The following is an 18,182-nucleotide window of genomic DNA, read 5'->3' on the forward strand; positions in this document are numbered from 1 at the left end:
CCCTAGAATGGACGACCGACATGGACAAGCGCCTGCTTGATGAAGACGAAGTGATGCAGATCTGCTTCGTCACCGACGACGTGGTGAAATCGGCCCAATGGTTCTCGGACCTGACGGGCAAGCCGATGCCCAAGGAGGGCAAGGCGGCCGATCCCGAGGAGGCCAAGGCCACCTACAACGGCATGCCGGCGGCCGTCGGCTGCCGCATCATGATGTTCAAGTTCGGCAATATCGACGTCGAGTTCCTCGAGCCCGGCCCGGAGAAGAGCGCCTGGCGCGACCTTCTCGAGGAAAAGGGCCCCGGTTGCCACCACATCGCCTTCCGCACCCGGAACCTGACCAAGCGGCACGAATACCTCGAATCCAGGGGCCACAAACTGCTGCAGCGCGGCGAGTTCGACGGCAGCCACGGGCGGTATGCCTATTACGACACGGTCAAGGACCTGGGCGTGATGATCGAGCTCCTCGAGTTCGACAAGGACAAGGAGCCACAGCCTTGAGAGCTCCAGCGGCTCTCCCGATTTCCTCACTGACGCCGGGGGAGAGGGTTGGAGTGGGGGACCCTCCTCCGGTAGCAGGCATATGAAGGCCCCCTCACCCGGCGCTGCGCGCCGACCTCTCCCCCAAGGGAGAGGTGATGCTGCCCTCCTCCGAGCCACGGTTCGACCATGACCTACCGCAAAGCCTACCAGCTCTATTCCTCGCGCAACTTCCCGCCGCTTGCTGCCCAGCTCCCCACCCTCAAGTCGTTCGGCTATGACGCCATCGAACCATGGCTGCCGGCCTATGAGGCGGACCCGAAGCTCTTCCGCCGCCAGCTCGACGATGCGGGCCTTGCCTGCTACGGCTTCCACATGCCGCTTGTAGGCCTCGTCGACGAGCCGCAGCGCTTCATCGATATCGCGCTGACGCTCGGCGCCAGCCTGATGATCCCGCCCTATGTGACGCCGCAGGAGCGCGAGGATACGCCCGGCTACTGGCGCGGGCTCGGCGAGAAGCTGTCGCGCGGCGGCGAGCTTGCCGCGCCGCACGGGCTCAAGGTCGCCTGGCACAACCACGATTTCGAGTATCGGCCCCTGCCCGACGGCAGCCGCCCGATCGACCACATCTTCGCCACCGGCGGCGACAAGGTCTGGTTCGAGATCGACTGCGGATGGATCGTGCGCGCGGGCGCCGACCCGGCGGCCGAACTTACCCGCTATGCGGACCGAATCGTCGCCATCCAGCTCAAGGACACCGCTCCCCTCGGCACGAGCGAGGACGACGGCTGGACCGCGACCGGAGACGGCATCATCAACTGGGCCTCGCTCGTGCCGCTCTTTGCCAGGACGGCCGCCGACCATGTCGTTGCCGAGCACGACAATCCCGGCGACTGGCAATACTTCGCGCGCCGATCGATCGAAACGATGAAGGCACTGGGGCTTTAGGCCGTATCGATATCGTCGCGGATGCACGCCTTGAAGTGACCGGGCGCCATTTCGCGAAGCGCCGGTACACCCGCCGCGCAAGGTTCGACGGCGAAGGGGCAGCGGGTGCGGAAGACGCAGCCGCTGGGAGGGTTGGCCGGGCTCGGGATGTCGCCCTTGAGGAGCTGGCGGGCGGCGCGCCGGGTGGGGTCGGGGGACGGCACCGCGGAAAGGAGCGCGCGCGTGTAGGGATGGCGGGGGGCGGCGTAGAGCTGCCGGCTCGGCGCCACTTCCATGACCCGGCCGAGATAGAGCACGATCACCGTATCGGCGAGGTACTCGACCACCGCCAGGTCGTGGGCGATGAAGAGCATGGTGAGGCCGAGGCGGACCTGCAGGTCGCGCAGGAGGTTGACGATCTGGGCCTGGATCGAGACGTCGAGCGCCGACACCGGCTCGTCGGCGACAATCAGCTCCGGAGCGAGCGCCAGCGCCCGCGCGATGCCGATGCGCTGGCGCTGGCCGCCGGAGAATTCGTGGGCGTAGCGCGCCATGGCGTCCGGCGGCAGGTCGACGGAGGTCAGCGCCGCGACGGCGCGCTCCTGCCGCTCCGCCCTGGTGCCTACCCGCTGGATGTCGAGGCCTTCGGTGAGGATCTCGCCGATGGTCATGCGCGGCGAGAGGCTGGCGAACGGATCCTGGAAGATGTACTGCACGCGCGCATGCATGCGGCGCAGCTCGCGGCGCGAGAGTTTCGTCGTCTCGACGCCATCGAAGCGGACGCTGCCGGCGGTCGGCTCGATGAGATGCGCGACCATGCGCCCGACGGTGGTCTTGCCGCTGCCGGACTCGCCGACGAGGCTGACCACCTGCCCGCGCGGAATGGCAAAGGACACGTCCTCGACGGCCCGGACGACCGGACCGCGCGAGAATGCGACCGGCGGGAAATGCTTGGTGAGGCCGTTGACCTCGAGCAGGATATCGGACGCCATAGTCTAGACCTCCTGCCAGCGGATGCAGCGGCTGAGCTGGCCTTCGCCGGTATCGGCGAGCGGCGGATAGGCGCTCACGCACGCATCGATCCTGTAAGGACAGCGAGGCGCGAAGGGGCAGCCGGGCGGCAGGTTGACGAGGCTCGGGACCGAGCCGCTGATCGTCGGCAGGGGCGTGCCCGCTTCCTTCAAGGCCGTCGCCTCGCCGAGGCGCGGGACCGAGCGCATCAGGCCTTTGGTATAGGGATGGCGCGGATGGGCGAAGACGCGCGTCACGCTGCCAGTCTCGACGATGGAGCCGGCATACATCACCGCCACCCTGTCGGCGATCTCGGCGACGACGCCGAGGTTGTGGGTGACGAAGAGCATGCCCATGCCTCGCTCCTGCTGCAGGCGGGCGAGAAGGTCGAGGATCTGCGCCTGGATGGTGACGTCGAGCGCTGTCGTCGGCTCGTCGGCGATGAGGAGCGCCGGATCGCAGGCGAGCGCCATGGCGATGGTGGCGCGCTGGCGCATGCCGCCCGAGAGCTCGTGCGGGTATTGGCCGGCGCGGCGGGCCGGGTCCGGGATGCCGACGTCTTCCAGAAGCCGGACAGCCTGCGCCCAGGCCTCTCGGCGGGACCTGCCGAGGTGGATGCGGATCGGCTCGGCGATCTGCTCGCCCACTGTATAGACCGGGTTGAGGCTGGTCAGCGGCTCCTGGAACACCATGCCGATATCGTTGCCGCGCACGCGGCGCAGCGCCTCGCCACCGATCGCCTGCAGCTCGACCATCTCGCCGCTCTTGCGGCGTAGCCGCAGGGTGCCGGCGGCAATGCGCCCGATACCGCGCGGCAAGAGGCCCATGACGGAAAGGCCCGTCACGGATTTGCCCGAGCCCGATTCCCCGACGAGCGCGACCGTCTCGCCGGCGGCGACGGTCAGGTCGAGGTCGCGCACGGCCACCACGTCCCCGCCGGCGATATGGAACACCGTGCGCAGGCCGGAAACAGCGAGGATCGGCTCGGGCTGCATGTCAACTCAGCAACTGCGTCTGGCGCAGGATGCCCTCGATGACGGAAGCTTCCTCGTCGTTGAGCGGGCGCTGCGGGCGGGCCATGATGTTGGTGTCGATGACTCCCAGGCGGCGCATGGCCGTCTTGAAGGCGCCGACCCCGGCCGACCCGGGACTGGTGCGCGGCAGGCTGACGCGGACCATCTCGAAGAGCCGACAGAGCCGTTCCTGCTCCTTGCGGGCGGCGGCAAAGTCACCGGCCTGACAGAGATTCCAGAGGCGCACATAGCCGTGGGGATCGACGTTGCCGAGGCCCGGCACCACGCCGTGGGCGCCCATGGCAAGGACGCTGTCGACGACGATCTCCGAGCCGGTCATGGCGAAGAAATCGGCGAGCCCGGCCGTGTCGGCCATCACGTAGCGCAGATTGCCGTCATCGCCGCTCGAATCCTTCAATCCGGCGATCGTGCCCTCGCGGGCGAGCGTGACGGTGGTGTTGCGCTCCAGCTTCGTGCCGACGCAGACGGGGATGTCATAGGCGACCACGGGAACGTCGAGGGCCTCGCGGATATAGCGGAAGTGATCGACGATCTCGGGCTGGCTGGTGCGGGTATAGAACGGAGCGGTGACGACAACCGCATCGGCGCCGGCAGCCTGCGCGGCCTTCGCGTGGCCGATCACCCGGTCGGTGGTCGGATCGATGACGCCGACGAAGACCGGCACCCGCCCGTTCACCTGGCTGATCGCGTGCTCGACAATGCGGCGGCGCGCGGCTTGGTCATGGAAAACGACCTCGCTCGTCGAGCCGAGGACGAAAAGCCCATGCACGCCCCCATCGAGCAGGTGGTCGATGACGCGGGTGAAGGAAGGATAGTCGACCTCGAAGGACGCGGTCAGCGGGGTGACCACCGGGGGGACGACACCGGTAAACAGCGGCATTTGGCACCTTTCAGTTGAGTTCTGCGCGTGGATCGAAGGCGTCGCGAAGCCCGTCGCCCACGAAGTTGATGGCGAGCACCGTCAGGATCAGTGCCGCGCCGGGAAACATCCATTGCCAGGGGTAGTTCTCGAGCACGAGCGTCGAGCGCGCGCTGTTGAGCATGTTGCCCCAGCTGGCTTCTGGCGGGGTAACGCCGAGGCCGAGGAAGGACAGACCCGCCTCGAGCAGGATGCCGTTGGCGACCTGGAGCGTGGCGAAGACGACGAGGATATCGATGGTGTTGGGCAGGCCGTGGCGAAAGAGCAGATGCCAGAGCCCTGCCCCCATGCCGCGCGAGGCGACGACGAAATCGCGCTCGCGCAGTTCGAGGAGGCGGGCGCGCACCATGCGCGACAACACCGGCCAGGAGAGCAGCGATATGACGAAGATCGTCGGCAGCACGCCGGTGCCGGCGATCGAGGCGAGGACCAGCAGGAAGATGACCGGCGGCAGGGTCATGGCGAGATCGACGAAGCGCATGGCGACGCCGTCGACGAGGCGGCCGGTGAAGCCGGCGATCGCGCCGACGAAGAAGCCGATGGCCGTCGAGATCACCATCGAGACGGTGGCGACGAGGAGCGAGGTGCGCCCGCCCTGTAGGAGGCGCGCCATGACGTCGCGGCCGACGCCGTCGCTGCCGAGCCAATGAGTCGGCGACGGGCCCTTGTTCATGGCCAGGAGGTCGATGTCGTTGGGCTTGTAGGGCCACCAGAAGTCGTAGGTGACGGTCGCGATGAGGATCGGGACGAGAATGGCGAGGCCGGCGACGGCGGCGCGATTGCCCATGAACCGGGAGATGGCGCGGCGGATGGGGCCAGCCGAGCGGGCGCGGGCGATGGGCTGAGACACGGCCGTCATCTCAGGCCACCTTGATGCGCGGATCGACAGCGGCGTAGGCGATGTCGGTCAGCAGGTTGACGATGATGACGCAGGCGCCGGTGAGGAGCGTTGCGCACATGATGACGGGATAGTCGCGCCGCAGCACCGCGTTGACCATCAGCAGGCCCATGCCGGGCCAGTCGAAGATGCTCTCGATGAAGATGGCGCCGCCGATGGCGATGCCGATGGTCGAGCCGATGAGGGTGATGACCGGCAGGAGGGCGTTGCGTACGGCGTGCTTGACGATGACCCAGAACTCGGTAACGCCCTTGGCGCGGGCGGTACGCACATAATCCTGCGAGAGCACCTCGAGGAGCGACGAGCGCATGTAGCGCATGATGAGCGCGCCGTGGCCGATGGCGAGAAGGCTCGCCGGAAGGATGAGGTGCGCGAGCAGATCGGTGAGCGAGAACGGCGCGCCGGGGGTGAGCATGCCGCCGGCCGGCGCCCAGCGCAGCATCACGGCAAAGATATAGAGGCCGAGGAGCGCGGTGAGGAAGGCGGGGCTCGATATGCCGACGAAGGCGAGAACGGAGAGCCCGACATCGGTCGGCTGGTTGCGCCGCACGGCGCTGATGATCCCCGCCGCGATGCCGGCCACGGTGGCAATGAGCAACCCCGAAAACATCAGGAGTATCGTCGGCCCGATGCGGCCGAGGACGAGCGGCAGCACCGGCTCGCCGCCGCGCTGGATGGAATAGCCGAAATCGCCGGTCACCGCGGCACCGAGCCAGGCGAAATACTGGACCGGCAGCGGCTGGTCGAGGCCGAGGCGGACGCGTAGGGCACCGAGGTCGGATGCGGACATCGGCACGGACGGGTTGATGTAGGCATCGATCGGATCGCCCGGCGCCAGCCGCAGCATGCCGAAGATGAGGACTGTCAGGGCCAGCAGCATCAGGAGGCCGACTGCCGAACGGCGAAGAATGTAGTGCAGCATGGTCCAGCCAGCTCGAGCCTCATGGAAAAGGCGCGACCGGATACGCCGGCCGCGCCCCACTCTCTTGGATCGCGCTACTGCGCGATATCCCAATCCTCCGGATGGGCAGCGAACGGCCCGCCACCGGGAGCGGGCGTCCAGACGAAGTCGACGAGGTCGCTGGAGACGACGCCATAGCGGCTGGCGACCCACATCGGTCCCCAGGGCAGCTCGGCGTTCATCACCCGGCAGACCTCCTGCCACTTGGCTTCGGCGGCGACCGGATCGGTCTCGGCCATGGCCCCATCGAGGGCGGCGGTGAGGTCCGGCATCTCGACGCGCATGATGTTGTTGCCGGCCGGCGGCAACTGGGCGGCGTTGAGGCCGACGTTGAGGGATGCGGGGTTTGGCCCGTTCTGCAGACCGGCATAAACCAACGGGAAATCCTGCCAGTTCTCGCCGCGCACGATGCCGTTGTAGCCGGGCGTATCGAGGGCGCGCGGCACGACGTTGATCCCAACCTGCGCGAGCATCGCCTGGATCGCCGCCATGACATTGGCGACCTGCGGCGTGTTGTAATAGGTCAACCAGGAGATGGGGGCATCGCCATTGATTTCGGCCCAGCCGGCTTCCTCGAGCAGGGTCCGCGCCTTTTCCGGATCGTAGGCGTATGGCTCGATGCCTTCCGGTACGAACTGCGGGACCACGTAGCCGCAATTGGCGAGCTTGGCGGCGCCGCCGAAAAGGCTGGCGACGATGCCTTCGCGATCGATGGCGTGCATCACCGCCTGGCGCACGCGCACGTCGTCCCATAGGCCCGAGCGGTGGTTGAAGCCGATATAGTTGACGACGAAGGAGTCCCCCTCGATCACGCGGAACGCGTCGTTCCCCTCAAAGGTCTTGGCATCGTCCGGCTCGGCGAAGGTGAACTGGATCTCTCCGGCCTTCAGCGCGGCGACGGCCGCCGCCGGGTTGGCGAAGTAGCGGTTGATCAGGCGGTCGACCTTGGGGCGGCCCTCGCGGTAGTCCTCGAAGGCGGCGAGCTCGACATACTGGTCGCTCACGTACTGCACGAAGCGGAACGGCCCGGTGCCCACAGGCTCGGTTGACCACCAGTCGTTCTGGGCGATCTCGGCGACGTGGATGTCGGCAAGGGCGTGCTCGGGCAGCATCATCACCTGGGCGAGGACCGACAGGAATGCCGAGTTGGGCTGGCTGAGTGTAACCACGACTGTCCGCTCATCGGGCGTCTCGATGCTGGCGATATCGGCAAGGCGCGCAGCAAAAAGGCTGCCGCTATCGGCGTTCTTGGCGAGCTCGAGCGTGAACTTGACGTCGGCGGAAGTGAAGGGCTCGCCGTCGTGCCAGGTCGCCTCGACGAGGTTGAATGTATAGGTGAGGCTATCCTCGCTGATCGTATGTTCGGAGGCCAGCGCGCCCTCGATCTGCGAGAGATCGGCCGAATAGATGACGAGCGGCTCGTAATAGGTGCTGAGCCAGGTAAAGCCCGCCGTCGCGGTCAGCGGGTTGAAGTTGCCCGGAAAGCCGCCGGGGCCGACATCGAAGCCGCCGGTGATGGTCTTTGCGTCCTGCGCAATGGCCGGCGCCGGCGTCATTGCCGTGGCGGCTGCCAATGCAAAACCCATGGCCGCCAGAAGGCGCCCGAAATTCCGTCTATGCATGTTTCCCCTCCCTTTGGGTGACTCTCTGCTTTGTCGCGGTCAGGTTTCTCCCGACCGGTTTGCGGCGATGACTTTCTGGATGCCCGAATAATGATCGCCGAGGCGCCGGCGGGCCGCCTCGACGTCCTTGGCGGCGACGGCCTCGACGATCTCGTGGTGGTCGCGCCAGGTATCGAGCGGCGTCGGATTGGTGAGGTTGGCAAAGCCCGAGGCCTTGTAGAAAGCCGTCCAGAAGATATCGATGAGGGCGCTCAGCATCTTGTTGTTCTGGCAGCGGAACAGGAGCTGGTGGAACTGCTGGTCGTCCTCGGCGAAGCTCTCTCCGCGTTCGGCCTTCCGGCGCATGCGCTCGGTGACCTGCCGCAATTCGGCAAGGTCGTCCTCTCCGATCATCTCGATCGTTCGGTCGATGAGGCCGGTCTCGAGCACCCGCCGGATTTCGCGCAGTTCCTCGACGTCGCGCAGCGATGCCTGCAGCCCGTAGGCGAGGTTGTCGAGCAGCGGGGCGAAGGAGAATTCCTTGACGAAGACCCCTACCCCGCGGCGCGTCTCGAGGATGCCGAGCGACTCCAGCGCCTTTATCGCCTCACGCACGGAATTGCGCCCGACGCCCAGCTGCTGGGCAAGGAACGTCTCGGGAGGCAGCGGCGCGCCGGCGGCGAGGTCGTTCTCCTCGATGTAATTGCGCAGGCTTTCCTGCACGCTGACGTGCAGAAGTGGCGGACGCTCAAGGGGTTTGATCGGCTTGTTCAAGAAAATTCCTCGACCGGGAGCGATCGTATGCGTTGAGGTATATCGACTTGTAGGATATGTTGCAAGTTATCTCGTGAAGGCGGCTGAAGCGGCCTCGATGCAATGGGAGGAAGAAGGTGGAAGCAGCCAAGTTCGAACGGCGCGACGGGCGTTGGGGAGCGGTGCGCGGCAACTGGGCGACGCTGCTGCTGCCGATAGCGGAAGACGATTCGATCGACTTCTCCCGCCTCGCCGACGAGATGGACACGCTCGTTGCGGCGGGTGTGGACGGCGTCTATTCCAACGGCACGGCGGGGGAGTTCCACAACCAGACCGAGGCCGAGTTCGACGCCATCCAGCAGATGCTGGCCGATCGCTGCGGCGCGGCTTCAGTCCCGTTCGTGATCGGCGCCTGCCAGCCGGATCCGCGCGTTTCGCTCGAGCGGGTGCGCCGGGCTGCCGCGCTGCGGCCTGAAGCCATCCAGGTGATCCTGCCCGACTGGTGGCCGGTGACGATGCCCGAGGCGCAAGACTTCCTCGATCTCGCGGCGCAGGCGGCCGGTACCGTTCCGCTGATCCTCTACCACCCGCCGCACGCCAAGCGGGTCTTCGCGCCCGAGCAACTGGCGGAAATTCTCGCCCCCTTCCCCAACGTCGTCGGGATCAAGATGGGCGACGGGGACGCCGACTGGTATGCGCAAGCGCGCCGGCATCTCGGCGATATCGGCATCTATGTTCCAGGTCACCATCTGGCGACCGGCGTCAGCGAAGGGGTGGCGGCGGGGGCGTTCTCGAACGTCGCGTGCCTCAGCCCGTCCGGCGCGCAGCGGTGGACGCAGCTGATGGCAACGGACCTTGAGGCCGCGCTCGGCATCGAACGGAAGCTGCGCTCGTTCTTCGACACCCACATCGTTCCTTTCGGCAGGGTGCACGGGTATTCCAACGCGGCGCTCGACAAACTGCTGGCCGCAATCGGCGGCTGGGCGGATGTGGGCACCCGTTTGCGGCGCCCCTATCGCTGGATCGATCCGCAGGTCGTTCCGGCCCTGCGCCGGGAAGCGCGGGCGGCCTTACCCGAGATCATGGGGTGAACGCCATGGCCAAGCCCAACATCCTGATGATCATGACGGACCAGCAGCGGCGCGACACGCTCGGTGCCTATGGCTGCGACTGGATCCCGACGCCCAATCTCGACCGCCTCGCCTCGGAGGGCGTGGTGTTCGAGAACTGCACGGTCGACAACCCGATCTGCACCCCGTCGCGCGCCAGCATCTTTACCGGCAAGCCCGTACCGGACCATGGTGTCCTACGCGTCCATGACAACCTGCCGCCGGACGAACGCCTGTTTCCGGAACGGCTGCGGGACGAAGCCGGCTACCGCACGGCGCTTTTCGGCAAGCTGCACGTCAGCAGCCGCGTGCAGGAGCAGGAGAGCCGGCATCCGCACGACGGCTTCGACATCTACGAGTGGTGCCTGGACCCGACGGTCGCGCTCGACAGCCCGTTCAACGGCTATGCCGCCTGGATTGAAAAGACCGCGCCCGATTTCCTCGCCGCGTTGCGGCGGAACGGCCGGGGAGAGCTGCACCACCCGGAGGCCGTGCATTCGAGCAAATGGGCGGCGGACAGGACCATCGCATTCATCGAGTCGGCCAACGCAGACCCGCGGCCGTTCTTCTGCCTGATGAGCCTCTTCGATCCGCACGACCCCTACGCGGACCACCCGCTCGCCGCGCGCGACCGGATCGATCCGGCGAGGATTCCTGTACCGATCCCGCCGTGGAGCGATCAGCCCGGATGCGTGCAGCGGGAACAGGAGGAATCTTACCTCGGGCGGTTCGGCGATTTCTCGGCGAACGAGATCGCGGAAATCCGCTTCGGCTACGGCGCCTCCATCGCCTTTCTCGACGAGCAGATCGGCCGTGTTCTCGCGGCGCTCGAGGCCGCGGGGCTGACGGAGGACACGCTGGTCATCTTCGTGTCCGACCATGGCGACCAGCTCGGCGACCATGGCCTCTTCGTCAAAGGGGTAGCCCTCTACGAGCCGACCGTCGGCGTGCCCCTTCTGCTGCGCTGGCCCGGCCGCATTGCCGCCGGTGAGCGCAGCACGGCCCTGGCGCAAGGACGCGACATCGCCGCAACCTGCCTGGCGGCGGCAGGGCTGGACACCGCGTCGTGTCCGCTGAGCGAGGACCTGGTGACCATGGCGTCACGCAACAAGGCCGAACGGACGGCGGCCATCTGCGCCTACCGCAACTCCGGAATCAACGCCGGCGGGCGTTTCTGGGGTCCTCCAATGCGCTCCACCATGGCACGCAACGGGCGTTTCAAGTTGACGGTCTACACCAGCGCGGACAGCAGCGAACGCGAGCTTTTCGACCTTGAGCTCGATCCGCAGGAGACCCGCAACCTCGCCGGCGATCCGGACCATGCGAGGACGGAACTCGCTTTGCTCGGCGAGATAGCCGCGTTCGTCGACCATGAGGCGGCCATAGCCCTGCCCCGTGCGACCTCGTCCATTCCCAATGCCGCCCAGCGCCTGAGGAACAGCATCAAATAGCAAAGCGGCTCCTCAACGGCGGGCGCGGCGCCAGGCTTCGAACGCCTCAAGGTTGCGTGGGTCGGTCGCCGGGTAGAGCCCGGTGATCGACGCGCCGTCCTGGACGCGCTCCAGGACAAAGTCCTCGTAGGCCGTCATCTCCACCGCCTCTTCGGCAACCTCGTCCGCCAGATGCAAAGGGATCACGGCGACGCCCTCGCCGTCGCCCACGATCACATCGCCCGGCCAGACCGCCACGTCCCCGCAGCCGATCGGGATGTCCATTTCCAGCGCCTGGTGCAGCGTCAGGTTGGTCGGCGCGGAGGGGCGGTTGTGATAGGCGGGGAAGCCGAGGGCGGCGATCTCGGGGCTGTCGCGGAAACCGCCATCGGTCACCACGCCCTCGACGCCCCGGCGCATCAGGCGCGTGACGAGGATCGAGCCGGCCGAGGCCGCGCGCGGGTCCTTGCGGCTATCCATGACGAAAACGCAGCCGGGCGGGCAGGTTTCGACGGCCTTGCGCTGCGGATGCTCGGGATTGCGGAACACTTCGAGCCCGTTGAGATCCTCGCGGGCCGGAATGTAGCGCAGCGTGAACGCCTGGCCGACCATGGTGCGCTCTACCGGCCCGACCGGGCGCACGTCCTGCAGGAACTGGTTGCGCAGGCCCCGCTTGAACAGCGCGGTGCAGAGCGTCGCCGTGCTTACTTCGCGCAGCTTGTCACGTGTGGCCTCGCTCAGCCGGTTGTGCCAGGTCATCGCATCGCCTCCTCTTTCGATCTTATCACCAGCGCGGCACGCGGCGCTCGTAGCCGGGATCGAACTGCTTCATGTAGGCTGTATCGTCGCGCTCGCTGACGCCGCAGGTATCGTAGAGCGCGGCGAATTCGGCAAGCCTTGCCCTGTCGAGGCCAACGCCGAGACCAGGGCCGGGCGGCGGCGCCAGCGTCCCCCGATCGAAGGCGAGCGGTCCGCCTTCGATGATGTCGACGCCCGTCCATGGATAGTGGGTGTCGCAGGCGTAGGAGAGGTTCGGGGTCGCGGCCGCGACATGCGTCATGGCCGCAAGCGTGATACCGAGGTGCGAGTTGGAGTGCATCGACACCCCGAGCCCCAAGGTCTCGCAGACCTTGGCAAGGTGCGTCGAGGCGCGCAGCCCGCCCCAGTAATGGTGGTCGGAGAGCACGATCCTGACCGCGCCCTTCCGCACCGCCTCGGCGATCTGGTCGAACTGCAGGACGATCATGTTGGTTGCGAGCGGCAAGCTGGTCGCCGCGGCGACCTCGGCCATCGCATCCATGCCGATGACCGGATCCTCGAGATATTCGAGCACGCCCTCGAGGCTGCGCGCGATGTGGATCGCGGTCTCGACAGTCCAGCCGCCATTGGGGTCGATGCGCAGCGGATGGCTCGGGAAGGCCTCGCGCAGCCTGCGCATGGTCTCGATCTCGAGAGCGGGCTCCAGCACTCCGCCCTTCAGCTTCAACGAGCCGAAGCCGTAGAGACCGACGAAGCGGCGCGCCTCTTCGACCATCGCTTGCGGGGTCATCACCTCGCCCCACTCGTCCGGCGCCTCGCCGATATGGCCGGCGAATTTGTAGAAGAGATAGGCCGCGAACGGCACCCGGTCGCGCACCTTGCCGCCCAGCAGATCGTAGAGCGGCCGGCCGAGGAGCTTGCCCTGGATGTCCATCAGCGGCACCTCGAAGGCGCTCGTCACCACATCGGTCAACCGGTGGTCGGCGACCGCCGACTTCGCGTTGATGCCTCCGCCCTCGGGCAGGGCGGCAAGGACCCGCGCGTGCAGCTCGTGCAGGTGGAAAGGATCGAGGCCCACCAGGGCGGGCGCGGCCTTGCGCAGGCCGGCGAGCGCCTTGCTCGACCCGTAACTTTCGCCGAGGCCTAGCGTACCGTCATCGCAGACGACCTCGATGATCGTGCGCAGCGCATAGGGCTGATGCACGCCCTTGCAGTTGAGGAGCGGCTTGTCGGGGATGGCGACGGGTGTAAGCCGGATCTCGGCGATGCGCATGGGTCGCCTCACCACCAATCGGAGGCCGCTGCTGCGGCAAGCGCTTCGTCGAGGGACGGCAGCTGGGGATGCCACAAGCGCTCCCATTCGAGGCTGACGGGGAAAGCGACACCCTCCTCCTCAAGGCGGCGCCTGAGTGCAGCCATCGGGAAATCGCCAGCTCCAGGCAGCACATAAGCGCGTCCTTCGGGCGCAGGCGCGCTGTCCTTGACGTGCATGTGGACGACGCGGGCCGCGATTTCGCCCCAGGTCACGAGCGGGTCCGTGTCGCCCTTCGCCCAGGTGTGGTGCGCGTCCCAGAGGATGCGCGCTTGCGGCACCTCGCGGCAGAAGCGCGCGAGCGGCTCGTGATGCACCAGGGCGTCGTGGGTCTCGATCATCACGTCGACCGTCCATCCGCGCTTCTCGCGAAGGTCCGTCCAGAGGTCGAGGCGCTGGCGGGCCGCGGCGATGTCGGTATCCGTCAGCACCGTCCCGCCGTCGAAAACACGCAGGTTCCGTGCACCAACCGCCTCCGCCCAAGGGACGAACCGTTCCACTTCGGCGAGATCGAAAGCCTCGCCGAAGAGGCGCGCCGACGTGCCCATGGCGACGATCGCCACGGACTGCAACGCGAGCCAGTCCGCCAGCGCCTCGGGGGATCCGAACTCGGCGGTGAGCCGGGCCGGGACATCCACCGATCCTGACAGCGCCCGAAGCTCGATCGCGCCGATGCCGTGGTGGACGGCGAGGTCCACGACCTGCCGCAAGGAAAGGTCGGGGCAGCCGAGGGTCGAGAAGCAATGGGTGAGGCTCATGCGATGCGGTCCAGTTCTGCGGCAGTGACGGGATGGAGCGGCGGGAGGCCGGCGACGTAACGCTCGATCTCGGTGATGGCGAGATCGGAAAGACGCCGCAGCTCGTTGCCCTGCGCCCCGGCGATATGCGGGGTCAGGACGACGTTGGGCAGGTCGTAGAGCGTGCTTTCGGGCGGCAGGGGCTCGGGATCGGGCGTATCGATGAGGGCCGAAAGGCGGCCGGAAACGAGTTCGCGCTCAAGGGCGGCGTGATCGACGAGCCAGCCGCGCGCGGTGTTGATCAGTATGGCGTTGTCGGGCATCCGCGCCAGCTCGGCCGCGCCGATCATGTGCCGGGTCTCCGGCAGGATCGGCGCATGGAGAGATACGGTGTCGGACGAGGCGAGGAGATCATCGAGCTCCATCTTCTCCGCGCCCAGCGCCTGGGCCTCGGCTGCATCAATGAAAGGATCATAGACGCAAACCTGGAAACCGGCATGCACGAGCAGGTCGATGACCAGCCGGCCCGTCCGCGACGCTCCGACGATGCCGACGCGGCGGCGATAGTTGCCGAGATGGGGCGCATCGAGGCCGATACGCGTGCCGAAGCCGCCCTGCCCCCGCGCCCGGCGATGAGCATCGCGCAACCGGAATACGTCCTTGCCACACATGATGATGGCCGCGAAGGTGAATTCGGCGACCGGCACCGCCATCGCCGAAACCGCCGACGTGATCAGGATGCCGCGCTCCCAGAACGCGGGAGTGGTCACGGCGCGGATCGAGGCGGCGGTGTAGGCCACCATGCGCAGGTTCGGCGCTCGCGCGAGGCGCTCGGCGGTCAGCGCCGGAGCGCCCCAGGCGGCGAGGAGGATTTCGGCTTCCGCAAGCGCCGCCGCGCCGTCGGGAGACTCGAAGTCGGCGAACGCTTCTCGCGAGGCGATGCCGGCGACCGCATCGAGCCGCTCCCATTCGGCGGGGCCGAGGAAACCGCGCGGTAGTTCCGCGCGCATGGCAAGCGCCAGCTTCGGCTTTGCCTGCGACGCCCGTTTCCCGTTTGTCCCTGCGGGTGGCTGCTCGACCGCTTCGTGCATCGTCGCCTCAGGAATAGAGCACACCGCCGTTGATGTCGTAACAGGCACCGGTGATGTAGGCGGCGTCCGACGAGGCGAGAAATGCCACCAGCGCCGCCACGTCCTCGGACGCGCCCTCGCGCTTGAGAGGCGCGGAACCGGCGACGCGCTCGCGCACCTCGGGCCTGGTGAAGGTGTCGTGGAAGGTCGTCGCGATCATGCCGGGACAGACCGCGTTGACGCGGGCGCGGGTGCCGAGCTCCTTGGCGAGGCCGCGCGTGAAGGTCATGACGGCGCCCTTGGAGGTGGCGTACGCGACCGCCCCCGGCCCACCGCCGTCACGACCGGCCTGGGAGGAGAAGGTGACGATCGCGCCGCCGTCCCGCAGGTGCGGCAGCACCGCCCTGGCGGTGAGGAAGAGCGAGGTGACGTTGAGGTCCATCACCTCGTGCCAGAAGGCCTCGTCCATCTCCGGCATGGTCTTGCGTGCAACGAGCCCGCCGGTGACGTGCACCAGGGCGTCGATGCCGCCGAAGTCCTTCACAACCGTGCTGACCGCCGCCTCGACCTCGGGGGACCTGGTGAGGTCCGCCTTGTATGCCGCGGCGCGTCCGCCGGCGGTCTCGATCTCGACGACGACGGCACGGGCGCCGGTTTCGGCTCCGTTGTAGGTCAAAGCGACCGCCGCGCCCTCGGCGGCGAACCGCAGGGCGCAAGCGCGGCCGATGTCGCGTCCGCCGCCCGTCACCAGAACCGTCTGCCCGTTGAACCGCTGCATTCTCAAAAATCCTTGGCAAGTGTCAGCTTGAAACGCCGATCGTCGACGTCGGTGAAATAGATGTCGGTGGTAAAGCCTTGGTCGTCGATGAAGCTGAAGATGCGACGCGGCGCATCCAGCGCATAGGGGGCAAGGAGCGTGACAAGCACATGCTTGCGGGCGGCCGGCAGGCTGGCGCGCAGGTGATGATGGAGCGCGAGCCCTTCGAAATCGGCCGGATCGATGCCGGGAAAGCCCTCGACGGCCGAGAGCGCAGGCGCGCCGGCCGAGGAGAAGACGAACTGGCCGGAAAACCCGGCCCGCTCGCCGCGATAGCGAAAGCTCGATTTTCCCGCATCGACCGGCCCGACCGTATGGCAGAGCCAATCGAGCGTCTGCGGCTGCGCAGTCTCCGCCCGGTCGACAAAGACGAAGTAACTGTCGGCAACGAAATGCACGTCGCGCTCGACGCGCAGGACAAGGTCGTTGGCAACGCGGTAAGCCGGGGTCGCATCGGCACGGATCAGCACATGGCCGGGTTCCTCGACGACGTCGAGGATCGTGCCCGCGGCCTTTCGGGCCAGCGCCTTATCCTTTTCGGCATACTGCCCCTGCCCGCCGATCAGGACGGCGTTCTTGGAACGCGTCTGGCGCCGCCACTCGCGATGCATGCTCGAGCCGAACGCGACGTAGTAGCCCGACTGGATGGCAAGATCCTCGCCGTAGGCGTGGAGCAGGAACGCGTTCTGATCGCCATGGCTGTGGCTGAGGGAGCCGTAGGAGCTGGACTTGAACAGGAACTGGATGTGCCTCGAAGGATCGCCCATGTGCTTCTGGATCGCGACCCAGCCGATATCCTTGAACCAGCGCACCGGCGGCAGATTCTCGGGTTCAACGGCGGCGACCGGCGCGTGGTCGTGGTTGTAGGTCAGATCGTCGAAATTGAGGTCCCACCAGCCGTAGTTGTAGAAGGCCATCTCGGTGCCGGCGGCGTCGGCCTTGAGGCGCTCGAAATACCACTGATAATGCCCGTTGCCGGTGACACCGGCGAACTGGCGCACATTGTAGCCGACCTTGAGGCCCGGCAAGTCGCCGAGAGTCGAGTCGTCGCCGAAGCATGCCCGGCGCGTGCCCGGCGCCTTGGTGTAGAGCGGGAATGCGCCGGTGTTCTGCAGGAAGGGACGCTTGTAGAGATCGAGCCCCAGATATTTGACGATGAGGTTGGCCGCCTCGATGAAGTAGGCGATGCCGGTCATCCAGTAGTGCGGCCCCTCCGCCCAGCCACCGTCCGTGCCGGCCCAGGGCGAATAGAGGGTCGCGAGGAAATCGACGGTATAGTCGAGCCAGCCCGTCGCTTCCTCGCTTTCGCCGTCGAGGGCGATGCAGGTGGGGGTCAGGACCGCCGAGAGCGAACGTACCGCGTGGCTGTCATAGGGGAAGACGTGAATGCGGGCGTGGGCGATGACGTGGTCAGCCACCTCGCGGGTGCGCTCCAGCAGAACGGCGCGCACCGTCTCGCGCTCCTCGGCCGACAGGTGATCGTAGAGCCAGTCATAACCCCAGGCGAGCGCCACGACGACGCGGAAGGCCGCCTCGTCGTTATAGGCGCGCGAGGTCGGTCCCCTGGTGTCCCAGTCGGCCACCGCCAATAGCCAGTCGCGGGCCTTGTCGAGGAGACGCGTGTCGTCCAGCACCCGGCCGGCGATGGCGAGGTGCCGGATGGCATAGATCGTCTCCTGGCAGTCGATGTACATCTGCCGCCAGAGCGTCGCGACCCGCACGTTGTTCGGATAGGGCTTGGGCTCCTCGATGATCGGGCGCTCGATCCAGGGTTCGACAGAACCGGCATAGAAGCCGTCCCAGCCGTAGGCGGCCGGATCCTCGGCGACGCGGGCGCGCAAGGCATCGAGCTCGGCGCCATCGAGCCAGAGGCGAGGATGCGCGGCCTTGACGCGCATGCGCCGCTCGGCGGGTGCTGGCACCGGCGTTTCGGGTAGTCCTTCGGAGAGGTCGAATTGGCGGACGGCGCTCCATTGCGAGCGCGGCGCCTCCCCGGCTTCGTCCCAGAGCGCATAGCGCCAGTACCAGGTGCCGGGGGCAAAAGTTTCGGGCGGCGTGAAGAAGTTCCAGGCGAGATCGGCATATCGGTAGGTTCCGGGACCGAAACTGGCATCCTGCGCCAGTTCGACCACGTAGCGCGACGCATCGTCGATGTCGGGCAGCCAGGAAAAGCGCGGCGGGTTCTCCGTCGGCGGGCGATCCGCGTCCGGAGCATATCCGATGGTGAGCGAACCCGGACGGGGTTCATCCAGCGCGGTTTTGCGCAAGCTTTCCGGGGCGGACGATCGCATCGACTGCCGGACTCCTGTTCTTTCCAAAATCGATCGGGCGGCGGCAGGGAGGCCGCCGCCCAGGAGGACGAGGC

The 18,182-nt window shown here is 67.1% G+C and carries 17 protein-coding genes; 4 read left to right on the plus strand and 13 right to left on the minus strand.

Annotated features, from left to right (window positions below):
* The first annotated feature begins 20 nt into the window (after positions 1–20).
* Positions 21–500 carry a VOC family protein gene (locus tag VE25_RS13530; RefSeq protein WP_046109153.1) on the plus strand — a complete coding sequence of 160 codons (480 nt, stop codon included), beginning with the start codon at positions 21–23 and terminating at the stop codon, positions 498–500.
* A 168-nt stretch (positions 501–668) separates the two neighbouring features.
* On the plus strand, positions 669–1,427 hold the full coding sequence (locus VE25_RS13535; protein ID WP_046109154.1) for a sugar phosphate isomerase/epimerase family protein: 759 nt from the start codon (positions 669–671) through the stop codon (positions 1,425–1,427).
* On the opposite strand, the gene VE25_RS13540 is transcribed toward VE25_RS13535, so the two are convergent.
* The 7 genes from VE25_RS13540 to VE25_RS13570 all read right to left on the minus strand — a co-directional run bounded on the left by VE25_RS13540 (position 1,424) and on the right by VE25_RS13570 (position 8,604).
* Positions 1,424–2,398, minus strand: a complete 975-nt coding sequence (locus tag VE25_RS13540) for an ABC transporter ATP-binding protein (RefSeq protein WP_046109155.1) — start codon at positions 2,396–2,398, stop codon at positions 1,424–1,426. The two genes, VE25_RS13535 and VE25_RS13540, sit on opposite strands and share 4 nt — an antisense overlap.
* A gap of 3 nt (positions 2,399–2,401) precedes the next feature.
* Positions 2,402–3,412 carry an ABC transporter ATP-binding protein gene (locus VE25_RS13545; protein WP_046109156.1) on the minus strand — a complete coding sequence of 337 codons (1,011 nt, stop codon included), beginning with the start codon at positions 3,410–3,412 and terminating at the stop codon, positions 2,402–2,404.
* Position 3,413: 1 nt separating this feature from the next.
* On the minus strand, positions 3,414–4,331 hold the full coding sequence (locus VE25_RS13550; RefSeq protein WP_046109157.1) for a dihydrodipicolinate synthase family protein: 918 nt from the start codon (positions 4,329–4,331) through the stop codon (positions 3,414–3,416).
* Positions 4,332–4,341: 10 nt separating this feature from the next.
* Positions 4,342–5,229 (minus strand): ABC transporter permease, encoded by an 888-nt coding sequence (locus tag VE25_RS13555; protein ID WP_046109158.1) that lies wholly within the window; start codon positions 5,227–5,229, stop codon positions 4,342–4,344.
* A 1-nt stretch (position 5,230) separates the two neighbouring features.
* The gene (locus tag VE25_RS13560) at positions 5,231–6,190 is read right to left on the minus strand and encodes an ABC transporter permease (RefSeq protein WP_046109159.1); all 960 of its coding nucleotides are present in this window, start codon (positions 6,188–6,190) and stop codon (positions 5,231–5,233) included.
* 74 nt (positions 6,191–6,264) lie between these two features.
* Positions 6,265–7,851 carry an ABC transporter substrate-binding protein gene (locus VE25_RS13565; RefSeq protein ID WP_046109160.1) on the minus strand — a complete coding sequence of 529 codons (1,587 nt, stop codon included), beginning with the start codon at positions 7,849–7,851 and terminating at the stop codon, positions 6,265–6,267.
* Positions 7,852–7,890: 39 nt separating this feature from the next.
* Entirely contained in the window at positions 7,891–8,604 is a 714-nt protein-coding gene (locus VE25_RS13570; RefSeq protein ID WP_046109161.1) for a FadR/GntR family transcriptional regulator, read from the minus strand.
* 116 nt (positions 8,605–8,720) lie between these two features.
* On the opposite strand from VE25_RS13570, the gene VE25_RS13575 reads away from it, so the two are divergent.
* Both VE25_RS13575 and VE25_RS13580 read left to right on the plus strand, forming a co-directional pair.
* Positions 8,721–9,674, plus strand: coding sequence for a dihydrodipicolinate synthase family protein (locus tag VE25_RS13575; protein WP_046109162.1), 954 nt, complete (start codon positions 8,721–8,723; stop codon positions 9,672–9,674).
* Between the two features lie 5 nt (positions 9,675–9,679).
* Complete coding sequence (locus tag VE25_RS13580; protein ID WP_152664622.1) at positions 9,680–11,143, plus strand: sulfatase family protein; 1,464 nt, start codon at positions 9,680–9,682, stop codon at positions 11,141–11,143.
* A 12-nt stretch (positions 11,144–11,155) separates the two neighbouring features.
* Here VE25_RS13580 and VE25_RS13585 read toward each other — a convergent pair whose 3' ends face one another.
* The 6 genes from VE25_RS13585 to VE25_RS13610 all read right to left on the minus strand — a co-directional run bounded on the left by VE25_RS13585 (position 11,156) and on the right by VE25_RS13610 (position 18,108).
* Positions 11,156–11,881, minus strand: coding sequence for a ribonuclease activity regulator RraA (locus VE25_RS13585; RefSeq protein ID WP_152664623.1), 726 nt, complete (start codon positions 11,879–11,881; stop codon positions 11,156–11,158).
* 25 nt (positions 11,882–11,906) lie between these two features.
* The gene (locus VE25_RS13590; protein ID WP_046109163.1) at positions 11,907–13,154 is read right to left on the minus strand and encodes a glucarate dehydratase family protein; all 1,248 of its coding nucleotides are present in this window, start codon (positions 13,152–13,154) and stop codon (positions 11,907–11,909) included.
* Positions 13,155–13,162: 8 nt separating this feature from the next.
* Positions 13,163–13,951, minus strand: coding sequence for a sugar phosphate isomerase/epimerase family protein (locus tag VE25_RS13595; RefSeq protein ID WP_046109164.1), 789 nt, complete (start codon positions 13,949–13,951; stop codon positions 13,163–13,165).
* Entirely contained in the window at positions 13,948–14,940 is a 993-nt protein-coding gene (locus VE25_RS13600; RefSeq protein ID WP_046109209.1) for a hydroxyacid dehydrogenase, read from the minus strand. The genes VE25_RS13595 and VE25_RS13600 overlap by 4 nt, the downstream gene beginning before the upstream one ends.
* An 88-nt stretch (positions 14,941–15,028) precedes the next feature.
* Positions 15,029–15,778 carry an SDR family NAD(P)-dependent oxidoreductase gene (locus VE25_RS13605; RefSeq protein WP_046109165.1) on the minus strand — a complete coding sequence of 250 codons (750 nt, stop codon included), beginning with the start codon at positions 15,776–15,778 and terminating at the stop codon, positions 15,029–15,031.
* Between the two features lie 2 nt (positions 15,779–15,780).
* A complete protein-coding gene (locus tag VE25_RS13610) occupies positions 15,781–18,108 on the minus strand; it encodes a DUF4962 domain-containing protein (protein ID WP_046109166.1) in 2,328 nt (775 codons plus the stop codon).
* Between the last annotated feature and the right edge of the window lie 74 nt (positions 18,109–18,182).

This window comes from Devosia geojensis, assembly GCF_000969415.1.
Classification (GTDB): Bacteria; Pseudomonadota; Alphaproteobacteria; order Rhizobiales; family Devosiaceae; genus Devosia; species Devosia geojensis.